We start from the raw sequence: 22,832 nt of genomic DNA, 5'->3' as shown, positions 1-22,832 counted from the left end.
CAGGTAATTAAAAAAGTAATTAAATTAAAATTTATAGAGTTTAAAACCACTAAAGATTCTTTATTTACTTAAAGCAATTCTGTAAAGCCCCTTTACAAGCATATAACCGTTTGATTTATAAATGTTCACTATGGCTCTTTATTTAATATTGTAGCCACACGAACGCCAAGCTCTGGTAGTACTGTTTGCTCAAACCATGGGTTCTTTTTAAGCCAAATATTATTGCGTGGGCTTGGGTGTGGTAGCACCAAATGCTCCGGCCAATACTCACGCCACGATTTTACTAACTCGGTTAAGGGCCTGTTTTTAGTATGTGGTAAATGATAAGCCTGCGCGTATTTACCAAGCACTATTGTTAGCTCTAAATTTGGCAGACCGGCCATTAATTGCGCTCTCCAAGCAGGTGCACATTCTTTACGCGGAGGTAAGTCGCCCGACTTACCTTTACCAGGGTAGCAAAAGCCCATAGGTAAAATAGCTATTTTTTGCGGGTCATAAAACTCATCAACACTTAGTCCAAGCCACTCTCGTAGGCGGTTTCCGCTGGCATCGTTAAAGGGCTTGCGAGTTTCGTGTACTTTTATGCCCGGTGCTTGGCCGGCAATTAAAATACGCGCATTGGTATTAAATTGTATAACGGGGCGAGCACCTAACGGTAAATGAGGTTCACAGATCACGCATTTACTAACTTGCTCAATTAAATTGATGGGATCCATATAAATCTGGCCTTAAATGCTTAAATTTTGTTCTAAATGGCCATTTAGACCTAATGAGTTGGTAAAAAATCGGTTTATTTTACTCAAATTAGTTATTAGTTGGTAAAATCGTGATCTCATCTAAAATAACAACTAATCATTTGATATATTTATTGTTTTTCTGACCATACGGCAAATTCGTTACCACTCGGCTCGGTAAAATGAAAGCGGCAACCACCGGGGAACTCAAAAATAGGTTTTACTATTTTGCCGCCATATTGCGCTACTTTTTTATAGGTTGCGTGAATGTCGTCACTGTAAAACACCAGCAGTGCGGCCCCATGCTGAGTAAGCGATTTAAGCGGTGCTTTAAAAAAGCCACCATCAAGTCCTTGGCCGCTAAACGCCGTATACTCTGGGCCGTAGTCGGTAAATTGCCAGTTAAACACGTTAGTAAAAAAGCTTTTTGTGGCTGTTAAATCGCACGCGGGAAACTCTACATAATTTAGTTTTTCGTGGTTGCTCATTTTAAATTTACTTTTTGGCTTGCCAGTATTGACCACTGTAAACCTTCGTTATTAGCTAAGCAATAACCCTAAAATGGCAGAGATCAGTATTTTACTAACATGCGAGGGACTAATGTAAAATTATCTAGAGTATACAAATGAGAATCACTATCTTTTGTATTTGTAAGCTTTATAATGACCCCTTATTTTTATCCTCGTATTTGAATAAGGGATTTGTTAACTATGCAGGCACCTCTGCACATAGCATCTTTTACAAAAACTAACCTAGCTGCGCTTTTAAAGGTGGCCCAAAGCTATAGAGTGTTAGTATTTTTGCGTTTTATTATTGCCATAGTAGGTGGCTATGCGTTTACCTCAGCGTGTATTTCATTATTAAGTGTACTACTGCCCATTCCTAAGCAAGATGCCGTATTACTGTGTGTGTCTATCAGTATTTTAATTTACGCCGCCGTGTTTATTTATGCGTTTTCGATTAAGTCGTTAAAAACTACATGGATCAGTATTTTACTAAGTACAGGTATTTTTGTTGCTGTATTGGCATTACTGAAGGGTTGGTTATGAAAGACAGTTTTTTTAGGTCGATGACCTGGCTACATACCTGGGTGGGCTTACTTACCTGTTGGATTATTTACGTAATATTTTTTGCAGGCACAGCGAGTTTTTTTAGAGACGAAATAAACTTGTGGAATCAACCTGCTATACACAATGTGCAAGCCCAAACCGACAGAGTGGCCGCGCAAAGGCAGCAAATTATAAAGGGCTTTGATTACTTAAATCAGCGCGCTGCAAACTCCCCTAGTTGGCGTATTACCTTGCCCGAAGAGCGAATACCGTATTTAGTATATGGCTATGCAAAACCTAAAGAGCCAGCACAGCGCCGCAGCCAGTTTGTAAATACCCAATTAAACCCAAACACCATGCAAACACTGCCCCCTTTTGTTGAAAGTAAAGGCGGTAACTTTTTTTATCGGTTGCACTATCAGCTTTATTATTTAGATGCCATAACAGGGCGTTGGGTGGTGTGTTTTGCCAGCTTTTTTATGTTGCTGGCAATAATTTCGGGCGTGGTTATTCATAAGCGCATATTTAAAGATATGTTTACTTTTAGGCGCAATAAAGGGACTCGTAGCTGGTTAGATGCGCATAATTTAAGCTCGGTACTTGCCTTGCCGTTTCATTTAATGATTACTTACACAGGCATTATTACGCTTATATTTATGTTGTTCCCCTACCCTGCGTTAACGACGTATGACAAAGGTATGCGTGGCTTTTTTAATGATGTAACACCTAGCAATAACGTGACTAATAACGCCCAAGGCAGTGCAGATTTGCTCTCTATAAACACTATTTTGGATCAAGTTTATACCAAGTGGCCTAGTGCAGATATTACGCGTGTTCAGGTAAGTAAACCGAATATGACCGCTTCAACAGTAACGGTATTGGTAAGCCCTGCAAAGGCGCTTCGCGATCAATCTCCGCGGCTTTTGTTTAGTGGTGCTACCGGCGAATTAGTTGCACAAACTGATGACGAACTTAGCAGTAGTAAAGCACTTTATGAGTCACTTAACTCTATGCATACAGGGCGCTTTGCTACGCCTTTACTGCGCTGGTTATACGTACTTGGCGGTATTGCAGGCTGCGTAATGATTGGCTCTGGCTGCATAATGTGGGCTAAACGCATACGCGAGCGTAATAAGGGTAAAGACTCATTTGGCTTACAATTAGTCGAAGGTTTAAACCTTGCCACTATTATGGGTTTACCACTGGCTACTTGCGCCTTTTTTATTGCCAATAGATTACTTAGTCCAACCTTAGCAGGGCGTGGTGAAAAAGAAGTTACAGCGTTCTTTTTAGCATGGTTAGTGGTTGCCGTTATGGCACTTTTAAAGCGCGATAGGCTGCTATGGCGTGTAATGGCTGCCATAAATGCCCTCACGTGTTTGAGTGTACCGGCAATAAATGCGCTAACAACACAGGGCAATATAGTGAGCTACTTACTTAATAAACAATGGGCCTTGTTTATTTTCGATGCGGTATTTTTACTGTTTAGCATACTGTTTTTAGTACAAACCGAAAAATTACGTACTGCTTCTAGCGCATCTAAAAAAACAGCTAATAAGCTAGCCGATAATAAAAAGAGGCAAGAAGCATGATTGATTTACTAAGCTTTAGCCTCTGTTTGTTTGCTTTTAATGGTTTTGCTTTGGCAAAGCCAGCGCATTTTAAAACGGTGTTTACAACGCGTCCCTCTAAGTTGCAAAGTAATTTGCTGCTAATAGTTGCCTGGATCAGTATTTTACTAAGTTTATTGCTCTGTGTTGTTACGCAGCAGGGATACGGTGCTTTACTGTTTTGTGGCTTTATGGAGCTAAGTGTATTAATTATAACGATTTTTTATAATTTTATAGAAAAGTTGATTAAGCCATTTAGCTTTTTAAATATGTTACTGATTGGCTTATCAGTGCTATTACTGGCAGTAAATTCACTTTAGTTAGTAAAAACCTGATCCAAAGAAAGCCATTAATTTTAGGCAAAAAAATGGCAAGCTATAAAGCTTGCCAACAATAGGGGGATATTCAGCATGTCCAATACTTGCTTGTCTTGTTGCAAGTGCGACTAATATAGCCCGAACATATTTAACTTACCTTACAGTAAAATGATCGTTTTATTACAGCTGTAACAATCATTAGCACTACAACTGTAAAGCCCCTTTACATCGCTAAATAACTACTGTTTAACCCAAATAATTTGCTCTGTAGCAAAGCCTAGTTTGTTTGCTTTAGCTATAAAATGTTGTTTAAGTTTGTCACTAACGGTAGGTGTACGTGATAAAAACCATAAATAATCACGGTTATAACTTGTAATAAATGCATATTGGTAGTCGTCTTGGTCTAATTCAAAAATTACGTAAGCACCATAAAATGGGCCAAAAAACGAGACTTTAAAATGGCCTGTGTCAGTCCCTTCTACAAATTTAGCTAAGCCCTGTGCTTCATCCCACTTTTGCTCTTTAGTTATAAAACCTTTGTTGAGCACTTTTACTGTGCCATCGTCATTTACGCTGTAAGTTGCGGTTACTTGCTCCATGCCCTCTTCGAATGAGTGATCAAGGCGGGCGATTTCGTACCACTTACCTTTGTATTGCCCAAGGTCAAAGTTTTTAACGGGGGTAATTCCTTCAGGTGCACTTGTGCAGGCAGTGAGTAAAAATAACCCTGTAATAAGTAAAATAGTCGTAATGGCCTTCATGAAAGCTCCTTTGTAAATGTGATGCAGTTTGTACGGTTTTAACCAAATAAAGTTTGCTAGCCGATTAAAATAAATTGCTATAGGATCAGCTAAATACTAGAGCAATTAAAAGATTTAAGCATGAAAATATGGGTAGATGCCGACGCATGCCCTGTGGTAATAAAAGAAATACTTTTTAGAGCAGCAGAGCGCACGCAAACACCAACCATTTTAGTGGCTAACCATGCAATGCGCATTCCGCCTTCAAAATTTATAAGCCGCGTACAGGTTTCGAGCGGGTTTGATGTGGCCGATGACGAAATAGTAAAGCGTGTAGAAAAAGGCGATTTAGTTATTACTGGCGACATACCCCTAGCCAGTGAAGTTATTGATAGCGGTGGCCAAGCACTTAACCCGCGTGGCGAGCTTTACACGCCAGAGAATATTCGCTCGTTATTAAACGTGCGCGATTTTATGGATACCATGCGCTCAAGCGGCGTAGAAATGAGTGGCGGGCCACCACCGCTTAGCCAAACCGACCGCCAAAACTTTGCCAATAACCTCGACCGTATTTTAGCGCAAAAAAAGGCGAGCTAGTGTGAGTGAGCAAGCTATTGGCCTAGGTGAGCATGATTTTAATGTAGCCGTGTATGTCGCAAAAGCGCCGCCTATGCCCTACTTTGAAACCCTGCAAAGTGTTGAGCCTGTAATAAACGAGCAAATAAATACCATAAACCAGCACTGTGGTAATGGCTGGCGTAAAGTGTTTAACGTATACGCTAAAGTATTGTTTGCGCTACCGAGTGAGCATTACAGCTTTGCTAAACAAGCCGATAGCTGGCAAGCGTATCGCGATACATTTTTACTGCAAAAAAACAGTAAAACAGCGCTGCTATTTAGTGTCCCCATTATTAACGGCACTAATAAAAACCAGCTGCATATTATTGCTGGGCGAACCCATGCTAAAAACTTATTACAGCTAGGTAAGCTTAATGCGCAATTTAATTGGTTAGACGATGAGTTTGCAATTGATACAACGAATAACATTATCGTGTGTCCGTACTTTGATTACCGGCAGTTAAGTAATATTAAAATAGCCCGATTAAGCGAGCTAGTTGCCAAGCTTAAAACAGCTAATTAAAAATGTAAGGAGTCAACATGGCGGGAATTTTAGATCTAAATACGTTATTAAAATCAATGAACCCCGAGCTTAAACAGGGTGAATATATATTTTGCTGTTTAGCAGGCGAACTTGCCGACTACGTTCATTTAAACCCACTTGCCAGCTACGTTGAAGAAGAAGGCCTAACCCTTATTTTAAATGCAGATACCGCTGACAAAGCCGGTATTACTTATGAAGCTAAATATAATTTAATTACCCTTAATGTGCATTCAAGCCTTGAGGCTGTTGGCTTAACCGCTGCGGTATCGGCTAAATTAACCGAGCATAATATTAGTGCCAATGTAGTGGCTGCGTTTTATCACGACCATATTTTTGTACAAATAGATAAAGCACAGGCGGCGCTATGTGCGCTTAAAGAGATTGGTTAAAATTAATTTGATTAAAAGTCCCCGGTTCTGGGTTGTTTAACGTTCAGAAACCTAGCTTGTAATATTTTTAATTACACTATAGATTCAACAATTTTCAATGCTTTAAGTTCGTTTTCATGGGTTATGCCATCAGCTTCAATTACTTGCTTAAGAAGCTCTAAAACAAACACTCTCATTGGTTGGTCAATAATGTGCGACATACGGTGTTGAATAAATGACTCTATTTCGTTTGTTTGCACCGCTGAAACACATTTTTTAGTCATCTCTATTATGTAATTGTCTATTTCTATTGCTGAGTTCCATTCAATTTTTTGTGCCCAAGCACTCACTACATTTAGCTCTTCGTCAGCAATGGAGCCATCAACAGTGACAAAAAGTAAAGCCATGTCTAATAACGACTCTTTTTGAAGTTGCTCAACACACACGCCCATATCAAAATTATTTAATAACTGTTCAAACTTCATAGTGCTTCCTTGATGGATAAATATACTGCTAAAGAGCTTATAACAAAGCACACCAAAAAGTAATTTTAATGGGTTGGTTTAATTGCAACATTTTGTAAGTACTTAATAATACAACTTTTGTCGCTAGCTTAGCTTTCGGTACTTTTATTGTTTATGCAAAAGCTGTTATTAGCCGCTTCTAGCTGTACTTTATTTCCAGTTTTAACTCTTACACAGCGAGTGCTTTTTGGCAGTTTTTTCTTTTGAATTACATTAAATTCGCCGTTATCTACATCGTTAAGTGTGTATTGATATGCTGTGTTTCCGCCTTCAAACAAAGCCGTAAAGAGTCCGCCAACCAATGCTCCGGCAATTGCACCGCTGATCATATCTTCGGTGTTACCATCTAAATCCTCGGCTAAACCAATGCCTGCACCAACCATGATTCCGGTTCCGATTTCTGATGACAGCTTTACCTTTTCAATTGATTCGACTGTTGCATAGTAATGCTTAATGATATGACCTTGGTCGTCACGGTCAACGCCTTGAGAAGCACAGCCAGACAGTAATAAAAGGGCAATTAAACTTTTTTTCATGATTATTCTCTGTGTTGGTAATGAGTACAATCATAATCGCTAATTCGTAATAAAACTGTGAGAGCTTTGTTTGTAGCTGTTAGAAGTTGTAAGAATGTGTTCAGAGGAAAACATCGACTCAGGAAAAGCCGATGTTTAAATTAAGACGATTAAACAACGTACCCACTAAAACCAAGCGCTTTAAAGTAAAGCTTAGGAATGCCGAATTTACACTCGCTCAGTAGCTCACTTAAGCGCATTCTATCAAGTGGGTAAAATTCACTTTCTAAGTTTTGCGCTGTGTAGGCTTGCCCTGCATCACTTAGTCCTAAATCGGCACACACAGTAATTTGTGCTTCGCGCTCAAAGTCGGTTTCGGGTTTCATTAAATCGCTAATATATAAGTGTGCGCCTTTATTTAAATTAGCTTTAATGTTTTTAAGTAGCTGCTTTTTACTGCCATCGTCTTCTAAAAAGTGCATTACGAGTAGGCATAGTGCGGTATCGGCCTTGGTAGAGAGTTTATCAAGTTCGCCTTCAATAACGTTAACGCGCTTTGCTATGCCGTGCTCTTCAAACTTTTGTTTAGCAATGGCGAGCATATCACTTGAGGTATCTTGTGCTGTAAATTGCCATGTAGAGTTAAGCGCGGCAAGGGCGAGTACTTCTTTACCTGTTCCGGCTCCTACGACTAAAATATGCGCATTGTCTGCTAATGTAGCAAGTAGTTGTGCGTTGGTCAGTTGGTGTAAAAGTGCGTATCCCGGTACTAAGCGGGTAATGCGACTATCGTAATGCGTTGCTTCTTCGCCTGTAAATGTGGGCATTTTTAACTCCTTTATAAAACTTCAACGGTGGAGTATCCACCACTTTGCTTACTAACATGGACTTGCGTTGCTACGCGTTCGCTCATTTCGCTCACGTGCGATATAACCCCTACTTTGCGGCCCTGTGCTTGTAAAGAATCGAGCGCGTCCATAGCAACACTGAGTGTTTCGCTATCTAACGTACCAAACCCTTCGTCAATAAACAAAGAGTTGATTTGTACTTTGTTTGACGAAAGCGATGCAAGGCCTAATGCTAGTGCCAGTGATACTAAAAACGATTCACCTCCAGAGAGCGTATTAACCGAGCGTTGTTCGTCGGCCATGTCGCGGTCAATAATGGCAATATCGAGCGATTGCGCAATGGCTGTAAGCTCGTAGCGTTTATTAAGGGTTTTTAAGTGGCTATTTGCGTAATGCAGTAATATTTTTAACGTTTGTGTTTGCGCTAAGTTACGCATGGTTTTACCGGTTGCATCGCCTAGTACTTTATTAAGTAAGTGCCATTGTTCCACTCGCTTTTTAAGGGTGGCTAGCTCAGCTTGTTTACCCTCAAGCGCTTTGGTATTTTGGTTGTGCTGTTCTATAGCAGTATTGGTGGTAAGTAAACTGTTTTGCTGCTCAGTTTGCTTTGCATTTAATGCTGCTAATTGCTCGGTGAGTTCAGTGTGGTTTTTTGTTGGCTTGTTAGTATTTTGGTGATCTGTATGCGCACTTTGTTGCTGTTTAAGCGCTGCATTTGCATCAGTAAGTGCAGCTGAAAGCTGCTCAAACTGGGTTAAATGGGCTTTAATTTGTTCACTGCTTAACGTTAGTAAAATTGTGATCTGCTCGTGCGTTGCCTCACTGTACTGGGCTTTAAAGTCGCTAAACCATTCGTTATAGCGCTCTTCAAGTGTTTTAAGCTCCGTGCTTTGCTCGGCTAAACGTAGCTCTGCGTTTCTAAGCTCAATTGCATGCTCGTCTCGTTTTTTTACAGCGTTATCGTAAGTTTGCTGGCTGTTAGTTAACAGAGTTTGGCATTGCTCAAGCTGGGCATTAATTTTTGTTTGGTAGTCGTTTACGCTTATTTGCTCGTTATTAAATAACGCAAGGCGCTCACTTTGTGTTGTATTTTGTATATGTTGAGCATTGTCTAAATCATCTTTTAGCGTTTTAAGTGCACTTTCGCTTTTAGTTATTAGTGGCGTAAGTTGCTGTAATTGCTGATTGGTCGTGTCTATTTGTTTTTGACTTTGCTCAAATTGCGCATGTGTATGCTGATACTGCTCAACCTGTTGGCTTAAATCATTTAAGTTAAGTGCACCTGATTGAAGCTGTTGCCAAAAGTTACTGTGTTCAAATTGTGCATTTAGTGTTGTGGTTAGATCACTAATTTGCAACGTTAGCTCAGCGTGTTTTGTATTTACTTGGCTTAGTTTATTGGTTAGTTCACTGTTTAAATTATGCAATTGCTGTTGTGTTTGTTGCTCTGCTTTCAAGGCGTTTGTTTGTTGATTTACCTTTTCTTGTAATGCTGTTTGCTGTTTTTGCGACTCAAAATAGTGAGACTTTTGGTTGCTGAGCTGGGCGTGGGTTTCATCAAGCTGCTGCGCTGTTAAATCGTTAAGCTCTGTACGCGTTCCTTGCATTGTTGTTTTAATTTCTAGCTGCTTTGCCTGTGCGCTTTGTATGGCTTGACTGTGTTGGGCGTGCTCAGTAACAAGTACAGCATGCTGTGTTTGATGCTGATGCAGCTTAGTTTGAGCGCTATCGTGTTGCTGCTTAGCTTGGTTATAACTTGTTTCAAAATCGGCTATTAGGCTATTTAATTGAGGGCTTTGGTTACTTGCATACGGGTGCTCTTTTGCCCCGCACACTGCACATGGCTCGTTAGGGATAAGCTGAGTGCGTAAATGCTCTACGTTTTCGCTGGCACGCAGGCGTGCTTGGTTTAATGCGTATTCGCTGTGTTTAAGTGCTTGTTCGCATGAAGCTAAGCTTTGTTGCAATGTTGTTTGCGTTTGCTCACTGTTTACAAGTTTGGCTGCAACCGCGGCTTGTTGTTGTGAGCTGTGTTTTATTTCTTGATTAAACTGTTGGTAGCGCAAGCGCTGATCATTTAAATATTCAATATTTTTAAGTTTGCTATCGCATTGCTCAATATTGAATTGACGTAGTTGCTCACTTAGTTGGTTGAGATTTTTCTGCTGATGCGCAAGTTGTTGTTCTTGTAGCTCTACTTTTTTAGTTTGATCTGCTAACTGTGTCGCGTGTTTAGTTTGCTCTTCTAGCAGCTGTTTGCTTTGAGAAGCGGTTGCCTTTATTTGCTCATTGGCACTTAAATACGTATTAAAGCTGTGTTGGTAAAAATTCCAATCATTAGCGAGCGATTTAAGCTGCGTATGTTCAGTAAGCCATTGCTGATGCAGCGTATTTAGCTTAGTTGCTTCATCAAGCGCGGTTTGGCTGTGTTTAAACTGAATTTGTAATTCGCTAAGTTGTTGATGCTCTTTTTCACTTTGTTGAGTAAGGTTAGTAATGCTTTGTGCGTGTATAGCAAGCTGGCTGTCGAGCTCGCGGGCTTTTGCAATAATTGGCTCAGCAGATTGCTTTTGCTCTTGCGCTGTTTTTAATTCGCTTTGTTTGGTTTTAAGTGCCTTTACTTGCTCATCAATAAGCGTTGCATGGTCAATAGTTTTTAAGTCACTTATTTGTTTATTTAGGGTGTTATTTTGCGCTGTTAAATACGCATGACGCTTTCGGTTATCTTTTATCTCAAGTGCGCTTTGTGCTTGTTTTGCTTGTTCACTCTGTTGAGCAATTTTTGCAAGCTCGTTGGTAGCATGCTGCTGACTTTTTGTTGTCTCTTCAAGTGCTAGCTCAAGTGCACTTGCTTGCTTGTACCAATTTAGGTTTTGCTCTGTGCTTATTATTGTTTTTTTAGTATGTTCTATTTGCTTTTTTAGCTCATTAAGCGTGGTGTGTTTTATTGCTAATTCGTCTTCACTCAATAAGGTATAACTTGAGAGACTTGCTTGTAGTAGATCAAACTTATCTTTTAACTCTTTGTTACGTTCAAAAATACGCTTACCAATTAGGCTAAATTTGTCGGTACCTGTTAGGCACTCCAATAATTGCGCGCGTTCATCGCCAGTGGCTTTTAAAAATGCAGCAAATTCGTGCTGCGCTAATAATACCGCACGCGAGAATTGCTCAAAGCTTAAACCTATTTTACTTTCTATTTGTTTTAAGGTTTGGCTTTTGTCGGCTATTAATGTTTCATCTGGTAGGGTAACTAACGTGTGCTCGGCGACTTTTAATTTACCGGTTACTTTTTTATGGGTGCGCTGTATAGAATAGCGGGCGCGGTAAAGTTGTTTGTCTTGCCCTACAAAGTCAACCTCAGCAAAGCCTTCCCACTTTCCACGGCGTAATAAGTTACGCGCATCGTTTAATTTAATGCTGTCGCCATTAAAATCAATCAGGTTACCTTTATCGCCTTTTAGGCGTGCCGTTTTTGTGTAAAGCGCCAAACAAATAGCATCTAAAAAGGTACTTTTACCCGCGCCGGTGTCGCCGGTTATTGCAAATAAGCCCGCATCTTTCAGTGGGGCTTGAGTAAAGTCGATTTCGGCGTCTACTATTGACGCTAAGTTATGAATGCGTACTGCGGTTATTTTCATAGTTGCTCTTGCTCCGCCAGCTCACTTATTACATCGTTTAAAAGCACTTTTAGTTCATCGGGTACGTTCTGCCCTGCCATGTCTTTGTCGTTTGCAAAGGCTTGTTCTAATAAATTGAGCGGATTGAGCATTTCAACTTCACTTAAATCTTCAAATACTGTGTCGTTGTTGGTTTGGGCTGTTTGTTCACGAACGCGTTCGATACCGCAAAATTTTACGTGCTTACCTTCTAGTGCTTGTTCTATTTGTTCTCTGAAGGTGGTGTCGGTATCACTTGATTTAAGTTTTACGCGTAAATAAGGAGCAATAGCATGTTGTGATGTATCGAGTGCTTTAATTTGTTCACATAAGTCATTCAGTGGCACACACCCCCCTTTTGGTAAAATAATAACGTCGGCTGAGCGCGGAATGTAAAGGGGGTTTACAGTTGTACTAATGCTCTGTTTTTTATCGCTTTTAAATTCGATAACATTAACTTGGTGAGTATAGTTACGCTCTGAAAACGACATGGGAATAGGCGTGCCGCTATAGCGAATAACCTCGTTTTTGGCAACTTGTTGCGCTTTGTGTAAATGGCCTAGAGCTACATAGTTGGCTTTATTGCCAAACACATTGGCTGAAATAGACTCTTCACCACCTATCACTAAGTTGCGCTCTGAATCGCTTGATATGTCGCCGCCTTTAGCGTGTAAGTGCCCCATTACAATTAACGGTGATTTTTGCTCATTAATTTTATAGGCATGCTCTAAAGCAAGCTCATATGCATTTGCAACGCCCTGTGCATAGCTAGGGCCGTTTTTTGTTTGGCTTAGTGAGCTCACATCGCTTGAGCGCAAAAAAGGCATAGCAGCAATTACAGCGCGTTTATTATTAGTATTTATTTCTATAATAATATCGCCAGGCGCTGATACATCAAAACGCCCTACTACGTGGGTATCAAATTGAGCAAGTAAAGGCTGAGCCGCTAAAATACGATTTGCAGAGTCATGATTGCCAGCAATAATTACCACGTGCATGTGTGGGCAATGTTTTTTAGCGTCTTTTATAAACTGGTAAAGTTGGTTTTCGGCGCTGGCACTGGGTGTTGCCGTATGATAAATATCGCCTGCAACTAATAACAAATCTATTTGCTGCTCAACAAGTTTGGCAAGTAACCAGGTAAAAAATGCTTGATGCTCAACACGGCGGTCGTGTTCGTAAAATTGTTGGCCAAGGTGCCAATCGGAGGTGTGAAGGACTTTCATGTCGCGCTCTTAAAAACCAGTAAGAGCGCCAATATACCCAAGGCTGTTAAAGATGCAAGCCCCCGTATAACTAAACAGTTAGCTTAAGCTGTACCAAATGCCAAAAATTACTGGCAAAGCAATCAATGCGATGAGTAGAGGTTTTTTTAACGTTTTAGTTTTTTTGGATTGCAGCTTTTTGAGTGCGTTCGTTTCGTTACAAGCGGCTACTTTATCAATGTAAAAATAACCTGAATCAAGGTACTGCTTACAGCTATTTTCGTTGGCTGGGATTGCAATTAGTTCTTGTTGTTTTTTTAGGATATAAAAATCCATAAGCCCACCGCATTTCTTACTTGTAATCGATAATATTTGAGGATAAATATTAGTAATTTATTTGCCTCAAATAAAAAGGTGGGCGATTTTAAATACAAATGACTACAAAGATCAACCAAAAACTACGGTAATTTTAATTTATCGTACAAATAATTAAAATTAGTGAAAACACCGCAATATTTACGCCAATTATGAGCTGTTTTTTACTGTGTTTTTGTTCAGTGGTTAGCCGTTTTAGGGCATCTTCTTTGTTGCAGGCCGACACAATATCTACATAAGAATAATGGTCAGCTTTATAGCGCTCAAGTAGTTCTTTTTCAGCAGGAATAGCGTCTAGTTTGTGTGCCTTTTTTACAATATAGAATTTCATAGCGTGGACCTTTAAAATCTCACTTAACTTTACTGTAATCTTATTTGATGAACTTGACCTGAAATTGGCTAATACGAGTGTGTTTTAATGCTCTAGTCGGTTTAAAATTTGTAAACCCCCTTTACATTTTTAAATGAATTAAAATAGCTAATGAATTATTGTTATTTGTGAGTAAAAAACTTTAGTGAATATCACCCTAAAAATAGGGTGTTTGGTCGCTATTTAATTGAAGAAAACGGCTACATTTGACACAGTATGATCACAAAATTATTTTAGGACTAACAATGAAAAAAATAAGTCTTACGCTAAGTGCGCTTTTATTACCAATGGTAATGTCGGGTAGTGCTATTGCGTCTTCAGTTGAACAAACCAAAGGGTCGTTTGTTGATAAGTTTCGTCAGTTAGATGAAGCATTGCCGACACCAAATGTTTACCGCAGTGCTGCGGGTGAACCAGGTGAAAATTACTGGCAGCAAAAAGTTAACTACGATATTGACGTAAAGTTAGATGAAAAAAAACGTCGTCTTAGTGCAAGCCAGAGCATTGAGTATAAAAATAACTCACCGCATACATTAAAATATTTATGGTTACAGTTAGACCAAAATATTTTTAAAAGTGATTCAATTGCTGAAACTACAAAAACCTTTAAAAGCACGTTACAAAGCCTGCCTGCGCAAAAGCCCGCAAAACTGAGCCTAGGGCAGTTACGTCGCCAGCAATTTATGAGTGACAACGAACTTGGCTTTGAAATAAGCAATGTTAAAGACGAAGACGGTAAAGCACTACGTGTAACAATCGTAGATACATTAATGCGTATTGACTTGAATGAGCCGTTAAAGCCAGGTAAAGAAGTTGAGTTCAGCATGGACTTTGCGTTCAATATTGTTGAAGAAGATGCTGTTGGCGCACGCTCAGGTTATGAGCATTTTGAAAAAGATGGCAACGATATATTTTTACTTGCCCAGTGGTTTCCGCGTTTAGCAGCGTACACAGATTACGAAGCTTGGACAAACAAAGCCTTTTTAGGGTCGGGTGAGTTTACGCTTGAATTTGGCGATTACGACGTAGAAATTACAGTACCCGCTGATCACATTGTATCGGCGACGGGTAAGTTAGATAATCCAAGCAAGGTACTTACAAGCACGCAGCGTAAACGTTTAAAGCAATCTGAAACTGCTAAGCGTCCTGTGTTTATTGTGACCGAAGAAGAAGCACTCGAAAACGAAAAAGAAGGCACAGACAAAACGAAAACGTGGCGCTTCAAAGCCGAAAATGTTCGCGATTTTGCGTGGGCGTCGTCACGTAAATTTATGTGGGATGCAAAAGGCTATCAGCAAGGTGGCGATGTTCAGCCACTTGTAATGGCAATGTCGTTTTTCCCTAAAGAGGGCGGCGACTTATGGAAAAAATACTCTACAGAATCAGTAGTGCATACAATGGAAGTGTATTCAAAGTATTCGTTTGATTATCCTTACCCAACTGCACAATCGGTAAATGGTCCGGTTGGTGGTATGGAATACCCAATGATCACTTTCAATGGTCCACGTACTAAGTTACAGGATGATGGTACACGCACTTATTCTCAATCAGAGAAACGTTTTTTAATTGGCGTTGTTATTCATGAAGTTGGTCATATTTACTTCCCAATGATCGTTAACTCTGATGAACGTCAGTGGACCTGGATGGATGAAGGTCTAAATAGCTTTTTAGATGGTGTTGCTGGACGCGAATGGGACCCTACTATTCCTTGGGGTGTTGAGCCTCGTGATATTGTATCGTATATGAAATCTGAAGTTCAGGTGCCTATTATGACGCAATCAGATAGCGTACTTCGCTTAGGCCCTAATGCTTACACTAAACCAGCTGCTGCGCTTAATATTTTACGTGAGGTGATTTTAGGCCGCGATTTATTCGACTTTGCATTTAAAGAGTACGCACAGCGCTGGAAATACAAGCGCCCTACCCCTGCTGATTTTTTCCGTACTATGGAAGAGGCATCAGGTGTTGATTTAGATTGGTTTTGGCGCGGCTGGTTTTACACTACAGACCACGTAGATATCTCGTTAGATAAAGTGTATCAACTGCGTTTAGATACTAAGAATCCAGATATAGATTACAGCCGCCTACGTGATATTGAAGCTGATAAACCAACATCGTTATTTGTTGAGCGTAACCGAGCAGAAGGTAAAAAAACATGGGTTGAGAAAAACCCTGATATTACTGATTTTTATGACGAAAATGACCGATTCACGGTAACGAATAAAGAGCGCAACGCGTACAACAAGTTTTTAAAAGGGCTTGAGCCGTGGGAGCGTAAAACGCTAGACCGCGCATTAAGTGACGATCAAAACTATTACGTGATGGAATTTTCAAACTTAGGCGGTTTGGTGATGCCAATTTTACTTGAGCTCACGTATGAAGATGGCACTAAAGAAGAGCGTTACATTCCTGCTGAAATTTGGCGTCGTAATCATAAAAATGTACAAAAGCTTATAGTTACCGATAAAAATAAGCCGCTTGTATCAGTAAGTGTTGATCCACGATGGGAAACAGCAGACGTTGATATAGAAAATAATAACTACCCGCGTCGTATTATCCCTTCACGTATTGAAGTGTTTAAGAAGAGTAAGAGCAAAGCTAAAGTGAGTCGCGATATCATGCAAGATATTAAAACAGAGCTTAAAAGCGATGAAAAAAAAGACGAAAAAGATGAAGTAGAGGAACAGCAATAATGCGTTTGTTGCTTATTGTTGTTTGCTTTTTAATTGCTGCGCCAAGTATGGCGCATCAATTAAAATCATCAGTAACTACTGTGCTTTTTAACAAAAGAACGCATAATGTTGAGCTTATGCATCGGTTTTACTTACACGATACTGAGCATGCTGTTAGCAGCTTATTTGAAGGTAAAATTGATATAATGAGTAATAAAACCGATCAACAACGTTTTGCTAAATATGTTGAGTCACATGTGGCTTTGCAAACATTAAATGGTGACGCTGTGCCGCTTAGTTTTGTTGGCGCGCAGGTTGACGGTAAGTTTTTTTGGGTTTACCAAGAGGCACCTATCCCCGAGGGAATTGAAGGGATAAAAATGAGTAACGGCGCGCTGCGCGATTTGTGGCCATCGCAAGTAAATATGGTCAATGTTGAAGGCAAAGGTAGGGTTAAAACTCTAACCTTTGCTCAAGACGATACCTGGCTTGAGGCTCGCTTTGAGACTAACTAACTCATCATTAATACACAATGCGCACTTTGTTCAAGTGCGCATTTCAATGCGCTATTTAAGCTATGTTCATAATTGATCGGTAAAATACAGAGATACGTAAAAGTCTGAGTTGTTTATATTTACCTTGTTTTGCGCAATATACAACTAACTGCTAAGCTTCTTTTCATTGTTAGTTGCTTTGAAGTTAATGAACACCTCGCACTATTAATTTAAATATAATTAGTATTAACTGTTCCCATTTTAGGGTGTAAGCTCCGAGAATTTTATGTTTGAAAAAAGCTTAACTAATTATTTTCATAAACAAGGATTGGTATGATGACTCAGGTAGAGGCTATCCATGGTGTTATTTTTGATCTTGATGGTACATTAGTATCGTCAGAACTCGACTTTTCACTTATTAAAGCCCAAATTGGCTGTCCCGATAACGAAGATTTACTCGACTTTATCGCGCAACTTCCTTCTCCTTATATGCGCGAAGAGGCAATGAACATTGTTCATCAGCACGAATTATTAGATGCTCAACATGCCACGTTATTACCTGGCGTAAGTGAAGCTATTACGCTGTTGAATGAACGAAATATTCCTATGGCAATAGTGACGCGTAATTTTGACAAAGCTGCTGCACTTAAATTAAAAAATAACCCCCTTCCAATCAGTACGGTACTTACACGAAGTGATGCGCCCGCTAAGCCTGATCCGAGTGCTTTAAACGCCATTGCTACACTTTGGAACATTAGTGCTGATAACTTACTGTATGTGGGCGATTATTTGTACGATATTCAAGCTGCACATAATGCCAAAATGCGTGCATGTTTATATGCTCCAGAAGAAACTCCGCCATACGCAGATCAAGCCGATTACGTATTACATGATTTTTACGACTTAGTTGCCTTAGTTGAAAGCTACGCTAAAAAAGTAGAATTATGTTAAATTGGCTGCTGGTTAATTTCATGTATACACTATCCTTATAAAATGCACGTAAGGCGTACTAGCCCAACTCGCTTTGAATTGTTAAAATATTAAAAACTAATGTATTTATTAGAGGCACATAATGGGCAGAGCATTTGTAGTTCGTCAAAGTTCTATGATCAAAACAGCTAATGCAAAAACAAAAGTAAACTCAAAGTACGGTAAAGAGATTTACGTTGCTGCTAAAAATGGTGAACCCGATCCTGAAGTAAATCAAACTTTGCGTCGTCTAATCGAAAAAGCTAAAAAAGACCAAGTTCCTGCGCACGTTATCGAAAAAGCAATAGAGAAAGCCGCCGGTGGAGCAGGGGAGGATTACTCGGTTGCTCGCTACGAAGGCTATGGGCCTGGCAACTGTATGGTAATTGTTGATTGCTTAACCGATAACCCAAATAGAACAATTAAAGATGTGCGTTTACCGTTTACTAAAACTGATTCAAAAATAGGTACACCTGGTTGTGTAGCGCACATGTTTGACCATTACGCGGTATTGGGTTTTGCTGGCGATGACGATGAAGTTGTTTTAGAAGCACTAATGATGGCTGATGTCGATGTTGCTGATGTAGAAGCTGAGGACGGTAAAATTTCGGTTTTTGCACCGCCTACAGAATACTTTAAGGCTAAAACAGCTCTTGAAGACGCATTTGAAGGTATTAACTTTGAGGTGGACGAAATTACTTTTATTCCTCAAGTTAATATTGATATTGAGGACGAAGAGGTTATAGCTAACTTCGATAAATTTATAAATATGCTTGAAGACTGTGATGACGTACAAAATGTTTATCACAATGCAATTATAAAAAAATAATCTTAACGTTGTGTTTTATAGCAAATAAACACTAAAAAGCGTGTTTTGTGTATACAAAACACGCTTTTTAGTGTTTAAAGAAATGTTAGGTATTCATAGAGTTTATTGATTTATGTGTTTCTATTTTAAAATGAGTTGTTTTAATTGTGTTTAAGCACATCTTTATAAAAATTGGTGTGCTTGTTTGTTGATTTAGACAATAAAAAACCAGCCCTAAGGCTGGTTTTGACACGAAATAAACAATTAAGATACAGCGTTAAACATTTGGAGTGTATTAACTTTGCTGTAACTTATATTTTATACGGTAGCTATGTAATAACGGTTCAGTATAGCCACTAGGTTGTGTCGTTCCTTCAAGTACTAAGGCGAGGGCTGCTTGAAACGCAATACTATTTTTTAGTGTTTCAGGGCTGCTTGCCATTGGGGTATAGGCTTTATCGTGTTCGTTTTGGCCGTCTACTACCTTGGCCATTTTTGCCATTGTGGATGTAATTTGCTCCTGTGTACATATGCCATGCAATAACCAGTTAGCCATATGTTGACTAGATATTCTAAGTGTTGCTCTGTCTTCCATTAGCCCTACATGGTTAATATCGGGTACTTTAGAGCAGCCTACACCTTGGTCTATCCAACGCACTACGTAACCCAAAATACCTTGCGCATTGTTTTCTAGCTCACTTTGTATATCTTCTTTTGAAAGTGACGATGGGTCTTGCATGAGTGGTGGAGTAAGCAGGTCGTCAAGGCTCGCTATGGCACGCTGAGCGATAGCGTTTTGCTCGCTGAAAACATTAACATCATGGTAATGCATAGCATGCAGCGTTGCAGCAGTAGGAGAGGGCACCCATGCTGTGTTAGCACCCGATTTAGGATGTGCTAATTTTTGCTCCATCATCAGCGCCATTTTATCTGGCATCGGCCACATGCCTTTGCCTATTTGAGCTTTTTGGCTTAACCCACATGCAAGGCCAATATCGACATTGCGGTCTTCGTAAGCACTGATCCAAGACTGTTGTTTTATTTCGGCTTTAGGAAGCGCAACACCTGCTTGCATTGATGTGTGAATTTCATCGCCTGTACGGTCTAAAAAGCCGGTGTTAATAAATACAACACGTTGTTTTGCTTCATTTATACATGCTTTTAAATTGACAGATGTACGACGTTCTTCATCCATAATACCCATTTTCATGGTGTTTTTTGGTAAGTTTAACGCCTCTTCTACATGGGTAAACAGTGTACTTGTAAAAGCAACTTCTTCTGGGCCATGCATCTTAGGTTTTACAATATTAATGCTCTGTGCACTGCTATTTTTTACGCCAGACGTTTTATTTAAGTCGTGCAGGGCGGCTGTGGCAGTAAACATTGCATCCATAATGCCTTCAAAAACCGGCTCGCCGTAAACGTCAGTAATAGCTGGGTTTGTCATTAAGTGGCCAACGTTTCTGACAAACATCATACTGCGGCCCTTAAGCGTTATAGCAGCGCCATCAATAGAAGTATACGTTTTGTCGCTTTGTAACGTACGCTCTACGACTTTATCGCCTTTTTTAAACGATTCAACTAGGTTACCTTGCATTAAACCTAGCCAGTTTTTGTAAACTTGCACTTTATCTTGTGCATCGACAGCGGCTACAGAATCTTCACAATCCATAATAGTAGTTAGGGCTGCTTCAAGTACCACATCTTTTAAACCCGCTTTGTCAGCTTGGCCAATAATATGGTGGTGATCTATCTGTAATTCTATATGTAAGCCATTGTTTTTAAGCAATACAACGCTTGGGTTTTGGGCTTCGCCTTGGTAGCCAATTAACTGAGAGGGGTCAGCTAACGTGGTTTGAGAGCTGTCACGCAGAGTAATAACCAGTGCGCCATTTACAACAGAATAGTTGGTGCTTTCTATGTGCGAGCCGTTTTCAAGAGGGAGTGCTTTGTCTAAAAACTGGCGTGCGTATGCCATTACTTTAAAGCCACGAACAGGGTTATAGGTAGTTCCTTTTTCGGCACCGTCATCTTCACTTAGCACGTCTGTGCCATATAAGGCGTCGTATAACGACCCCCAGCGCGCGTTAGCCGCATTAAGTGCAAAGCGTGCGTTACTTACTGGAACAACTAATTGTGGGCCTGCTGTAACAGCTATTTCGGGTTCAACCTGTTGTGTTTCAATTTTAAAATTAGCAGGTTCTGGTACTAAGTAGCCAATGTCACTTAAAAAGCGACGGTATTGCTCGCTATCCCACGTTTTATTTTCAATGTGGTATTGATCAATTTGTTGCTGTAGTTGTTCACGTTTGGCCAGCAACGCTTTATTTATTGGCGTTAACGTTTGAACAATTTTTGCAAAACTTTGCCAAAATTGGTGTTCTGATAAGTGTGTACCAGGTAGTAGTTGAGTTTTAACAAAGTCAGCGAGCTCTATATCTACGCTGAGTCCTGAATGTGTGAGAGTGTGGGTCATAATTGCCTTCCTTAAACGGTCGCCATAGTATTTGTGCGTTTGAGCAACAATAACGTAAAAAAGCCATGTTGAGTGTGTTTTTGATATTCATAAAAAATATAGTCGCAATAAAAACTATAAATTTACTAAATCTGAAAAATAAGCCTAATGTTGAATTAAGCGCTACGGAGCACAAGCAACGTCGCCACTCTCACAACATAAATTATTTATATACCCGTTCGAAGGACTTTATTATGACAACATATCAACGTGAAACCGATACACTTTCTACTTTATGCCAATCTCAAGGAAATGCATGGCAGGCAATTAACCCAGAGTATGCAACTCGCATGCGTTTACAAAATCGCTTTCGTACTGGGATAGAAATTGCGCAATACACAGCTGACGTAATGCGTGAGGATATGGCCGCTTACGATAAAGACACAAGCCAGTACACACAGTCTTTAGGGTGTTGGCATGGATTTACTGCCCAGCAAATGATGATGGCTATTAAACGCCACCAAAAAACAACTAAACGTAGTTATGTTTACTTAAGTGGTTGGATGGTTGCTGCACTTCGCTCTGCGTTTGGTCCGTTACCTGACCAAAGTATGCACGAAAAAACATCTGTTCCAGCGCTTATTGAAGAAATTTACACATTTCTAAAGCAAGCCGATGCCCGTGAGCTTGATCACTTATTTAATGACCTAGATGAAGCAAAAGCGAATGGCGGCGACGTTCAAGCTGTGCTTGATAAAATCGACAATTTTGAAACACATGTAGTGCCAATTATAGCTGATATTGATGCCGGTTTTGGTAACGAAGAGGCAACTTACCTACTTGCTAAAAAAATGATTGAAGCCGGTGCATGTGCTATTCAAATCGAAAACCAAGTATCTGATGCTAAACAATGTGGTCACCAGGCGGGTAAAGTAACCGTACCTCACGAAGACTTTTTAGCAAAAATTAATGCGGTTCGATACGCATTTTTAGAGCTAGGTATCGATAACGGTATTATTGTTGCGCGTACTGATTCATTAGGTGCTAGCTTGACTCAAAAAGTACCGGTATCAAAAACTCCAGGTGATTTAGCAAGCCAGTATAATGCCTTCTTAGAGACTACGCCTATTAATGGTGTAGAGGACTTAAACGAAGGTGATACGGCAATGAAAATCAACGGTGAGCTGTGTAAACCTACTCGCCTTGAAAATGGCCTGTACCAGTTCCGTGAAGGAACAGAGAAAGACCGCGTAGTACTTGACTGTGTAACTAGCCTTCAATCGGGCGCTGATTTATTGTGGATTGAAACAGAAAAGCCACATGTAAAACAAATTGCTGAACTTGTAAACCGCGTTAAAGAGCAAGTACCAAATGCTAAACTAGTTTACAACAACTCACCTTCATTCAACTGGACACTTAAGTTCCGTGAGCAAGTTTATCAAGAGTGGGCAGAAGAAGGCCGTGACCTTAGTGCATACCCAAGCTTAGGTGACAACAAAGCACTTATGGCGCCAGAAATGGATGCAACAGAGCTTGCCGCCGCTGCTGACGTACTTGTACAGAACTTCCAACGTGATGGTGCACGTGAAGCGGGTATTTTCCACCACTTAATTACGCTGCCTACTTACCACACAGCAGCACTTAGCACAGATATTTTGTCAGAGGGCTACTTTGGTGACCTAGGTATGCTTGCTTATGTACGTGATGTACAACGCCAAGAAATTCGCCGTGAACAAGCATCTGTTAAGCACCAAGACCTAGCGGGTTCTAACATTGGTGATACACACAAAGAGTACTTCTCTGGTGATAACGCATTAAAAGCCGGTGGTGAAGATAACACCATGAACCAGTTCTAAAATTTCTAGATAGTGTTACTCAAGGGCCGCAAGGCCCTTTTTTATGTGCAACAAAATCTTACTTAATAACAAAGCCCTTAGCCGTATTTAAAGCGAATTTTT

General features: G+C 40.0%; 22 protein-coding genes. 11 read left to right on the top strand and 11 right to left on the bottom strand.

Going from position 1 to position 22,832, the window contains the following annotated elements; translation table 11 throughout:
* Positions 1–128: 128 nt before the first annotated feature.
* The gene (locus ACFI34_RS07990) at positions 129–716 is read right to left on the bottom strand and encodes a uracil-DNA glycosylase family protein (RefSeq protein ID WP_462673094.1); all 588 of its coding nucleotides are present in this window, start codon (positions 714–716) and stop codon (positions 129–131) included.
* Between the two features lie 149 nt (positions 717–865).
* Positions 866–1,222 (bottom strand): VOC family protein, encoded by a 357-nt coding sequence (locus ACFI34_RS07985; RefSeq protein ID WP_462673093.1) that lies wholly within the window; start codon positions 1,220–1,222, stop codon positions 866–868.
* A 222-nt stretch (positions 1,223–1,444) separates the two neighbouring features.
* Between ACFI34_RS07985 and ACFI34_RS07980 the strand changes: the two genes are divergently transcribed.
* Genes ACFI34_RS07980 through ACFI34_RS07970 form a run of 3 tightly spaced genes read left to right on the top strand, consistent with a single transcriptional unit; the run spans position 1,445 to position 3,713 of the window.
* The gene (locus ACFI34_RS07980) at positions 1,445–1,783 is read left to right on the top strand and encodes a hypothetical protein (protein WP_462673092.1); all 339 of its coding nucleotides are present in this window, start codon (positions 1,445–1,447) and stop codon (positions 1,781–1,783) included.
* Positions 1,780–3,375 (top strand): PepSY-associated TM helix domain-containing protein, encoded by a 1,596-nt coding sequence (locus ACFI34_RS07975; RefSeq protein ID WP_462673091.1) that lies wholly within the window; start codon positions 1,780–1,782, stop codon positions 3,373–3,375. Before ACFI34_RS07980 ends, ACFI34_RS07975 begins: the two co-directional genes overlap by 4 nt.
* Complete coding sequence (locus ACFI34_RS07970; RefSeq protein ID WP_462673090.1) at positions 3,372–3,713, top strand: DUF3325 domain-containing protein; 342 nt, start codon at positions 3,372–3,374, stop codon at positions 3,711–3,713. The genes ACFI34_RS07975 and ACFI34_RS07970 overlap by 4 nt, the downstream gene beginning before the upstream one ends.
* A gap of 236 nt (positions 3,714–3,949) precedes the next feature.
* Here the strand turns inward: ACFI34_RS07970 and ACFI34_RS07965 are convergent, their stop codons facing one another.
* Positions 3,950–4,471, bottom strand: coding sequence for a lipocalin family protein (locus ACFI34_RS07965; RefSeq protein ID WP_462673089.1), 522 nt, complete (start codon positions 4,469–4,471; stop codon positions 3,950–3,952).
* A gap of 120 nt (positions 4,472–4,591) precedes the next feature.
* On the opposite strand from ACFI34_RS07965, the gene ACFI34_RS07960 reads away from it, so the two are divergent.
* From ACFI34_RS07960 to ACFI34_RS07950, 3 genes are read left to right on the top strand one after another with little or no spacing between them, the layout of a single operon-like run.
* Positions 4,592–5,047 carry a YaiI/YqxD family protein gene (locus ACFI34_RS07960; RefSeq protein WP_462673088.1) on the top strand — a complete coding sequence of 152 codons (456 nt, stop codon included), beginning with the start codon at positions 4,592–4,594 and terminating at the stop codon, positions 5,045–5,047.
* 1 nt (position 5,048) lies between these two features.
* Positions 5,049–5,591 carry a DUF6942 family protein gene (locus ACFI34_RS07955; RefSeq protein WP_462673087.1) on the top strand — a complete coding sequence of 181 codons (543 nt, stop codon included), beginning with the start codon at positions 5,049–5,051 and terminating at the stop codon, positions 5,589–5,591.
* A gap of 17 nt (positions 5,592–5,608) precedes the next feature.
* Positions 5,609–6,001, top strand: coding sequence for an ACT domain-containing protein (locus tag ACFI34_RS07950; RefSeq protein WP_462673086.1), 393 nt, complete (start codon positions 5,609–5,611; stop codon positions 5,999–6,001).
* Between the two features lie 71 nt (positions 6,002–6,072).
* Here the strand turns inward: ACFI34_RS07950 and ACFI34_RS07945 are convergent, their stop codons facing one another.
* The 7 genes from ACFI34_RS07945 to ACFI34_RS07915 form a co-directional block, all read right to left on the bottom strand.
* Positions 6,073–6,465 carry a tellurite resistance TerB family protein gene (locus tag ACFI34_RS07945; RefSeq protein WP_462673085.1) on the bottom strand — a complete coding sequence of 131 codons (393 nt, stop codon included), beginning with the start codon at positions 6,463–6,465 and terminating at the stop codon, positions 6,073–6,075.
* A 128-nt stretch (positions 6,466–6,593) separates the two neighbouring features.
* Complete coding sequence (locus ACFI34_RS07940) at positions 6,594–7,040, bottom strand: hypothetical protein (RefSeq protein WP_462673084.1); 447 nt, start codon at positions 7,038–7,040, stop codon at positions 6,594–6,596.
* A gap of 149 nt (positions 7,041–7,189) precedes the next feature.
* A complete protein-coding gene (locus ACFI34_RS07935; protein ID WP_410899169.1) occupies positions 7,190–7,846 on the bottom strand; it encodes a class I SAM-dependent methyltransferase in 657 nt (218 codons plus the stop codon).
* Between the two features lie 11 nt (positions 7,847–7,857).
* Positions 7,858–11,508 carry an AAA family ATPase gene (locus ACFI34_RS07930; RefSeq protein WP_462673083.1) on the bottom strand — a complete coding sequence of 1,217 codons (3,651 nt, stop codon included), beginning with the start codon at positions 11,506–11,508 and terminating at the stop codon, positions 7,858–7,860.
* Positions 11,505–12,752 carry an exonuclease SbcCD subunit D C-terminal domain-containing protein gene (locus tag ACFI34_RS07925; RefSeq protein WP_462673082.1) on the bottom strand — a complete coding sequence of 416 codons (1,248 nt, stop codon included), beginning with the start codon at positions 12,750–12,752 and terminating at the stop codon, positions 11,505–11,507. The genes ACFI34_RS07930 and ACFI34_RS07925 overlap by 4 nt, the downstream gene beginning before the upstream one ends.
* Positions 12,753–12,830: 78 nt before the next feature.
* Entirely contained in the window at positions 12,831–13,067 is a 237-nt protein-coding gene (locus ACFI34_RS07920; RefSeq protein ID WP_410899166.1) for a hypothetical protein, read from the bottom strand.
* A 133-nt stretch (positions 13,068–13,200) separates the two neighbouring features.
* Positions 13,201–13,437, bottom strand: a complete 237-nt coding sequence (locus ACFI34_RS07915; protein WP_010556105.1) for a hypothetical protein — start codon at positions 13,435–13,437, stop codon at positions 13,201–13,203.
* Positions 13,438–13,721: 284 nt separating this feature from the next.
* Here ACFI34_RS07915 and ACFI34_RS07910 point away from each other — a divergent pair, with 284 nt between their 5' ends.
* From ACFI34_RS07910 to ACFI34_RS07895, 4 genes are all read left to right on the top strand, one after another.
* On the top strand, positions 13,722–16,169 hold the full coding sequence (locus ACFI34_RS07910; RefSeq protein WP_462673081.1) for a M1 family metallopeptidase: 2,448 nt from the start codon (positions 13,722–13,724) through the stop codon (positions 16,167–16,169).
* Entirely contained in the window at positions 16,169–16,663 is a 495-nt protein-coding gene (locus ACFI34_RS07905) for a DUF6702 family protein (protein ID WP_462673080.1), read from the top strand. Before ACFI34_RS07910 ends, ACFI34_RS07905 begins: the two co-directional genes overlap by 1 nt.
* Before the next feature lie 312 nt (positions 16,664–16,975).
* Positions 16,976–17,593: an HAD family hydrolase gene (locus ACFI34_RS07900; RefSeq protein WP_462673079.1), complete on the top strand. Its 618-nt coding sequence runs from the start codon at positions 16,976–16,978 to the stop codon at positions 17,591–17,593.
* 121 nt (positions 17,594–17,714) lie between these two features.
* Positions 17,715–18,440: a YebC/PmpR family DNA-binding transcriptional regulator gene (locus tag ACFI34_RS07895; RefSeq protein ID WP_410899162.1), complete on the top strand. Its 726-nt coding sequence runs from the start codon at positions 17,715–17,717 to the stop codon at positions 18,438–18,440.
* A 274-nt stretch (positions 18,441–18,714) separates the two neighbouring features.
* Here ACFI34_RS07895 and ACFI34_RS07890 read toward each other — a convergent pair whose 3' ends face one another.
* The gene (locus tag ACFI34_RS07890; protein ID WP_462673078.1) at positions 18,715–20,895 is read right to left on the bottom strand and encodes a malate synthase G; all 2,181 of its coding nucleotides are present in this window, start codon (positions 20,893–20,895) and stop codon (positions 18,715–18,717) included.
* A 233-nt stretch (positions 20,896–21,128) separates the two neighbouring features.
* Between ACFI34_RS07890 and ACFI34_RS07885 the strand changes: the two genes are divergently transcribed.
* Positions 21,129–22,730 (top strand): isocitrate lyase, encoded by a 1,602-nt coding sequence (locus ACFI34_RS07885; protein WP_410899160.1) that lies wholly within the window; start codon positions 21,129–21,131, stop codon positions 22,728–22,730.
* Positions 22,731–22,832 lie beyond the last annotated feature (102 nt).

The organism is Pseudoalteromonas sp. PSi26 (genome assembly GCF_054960575.1).
The sequence above is the reverse complement of the archived record's forward strand: the minus strand, read 5'-3'. Positions and strand labels throughout refer to the sequence as shown.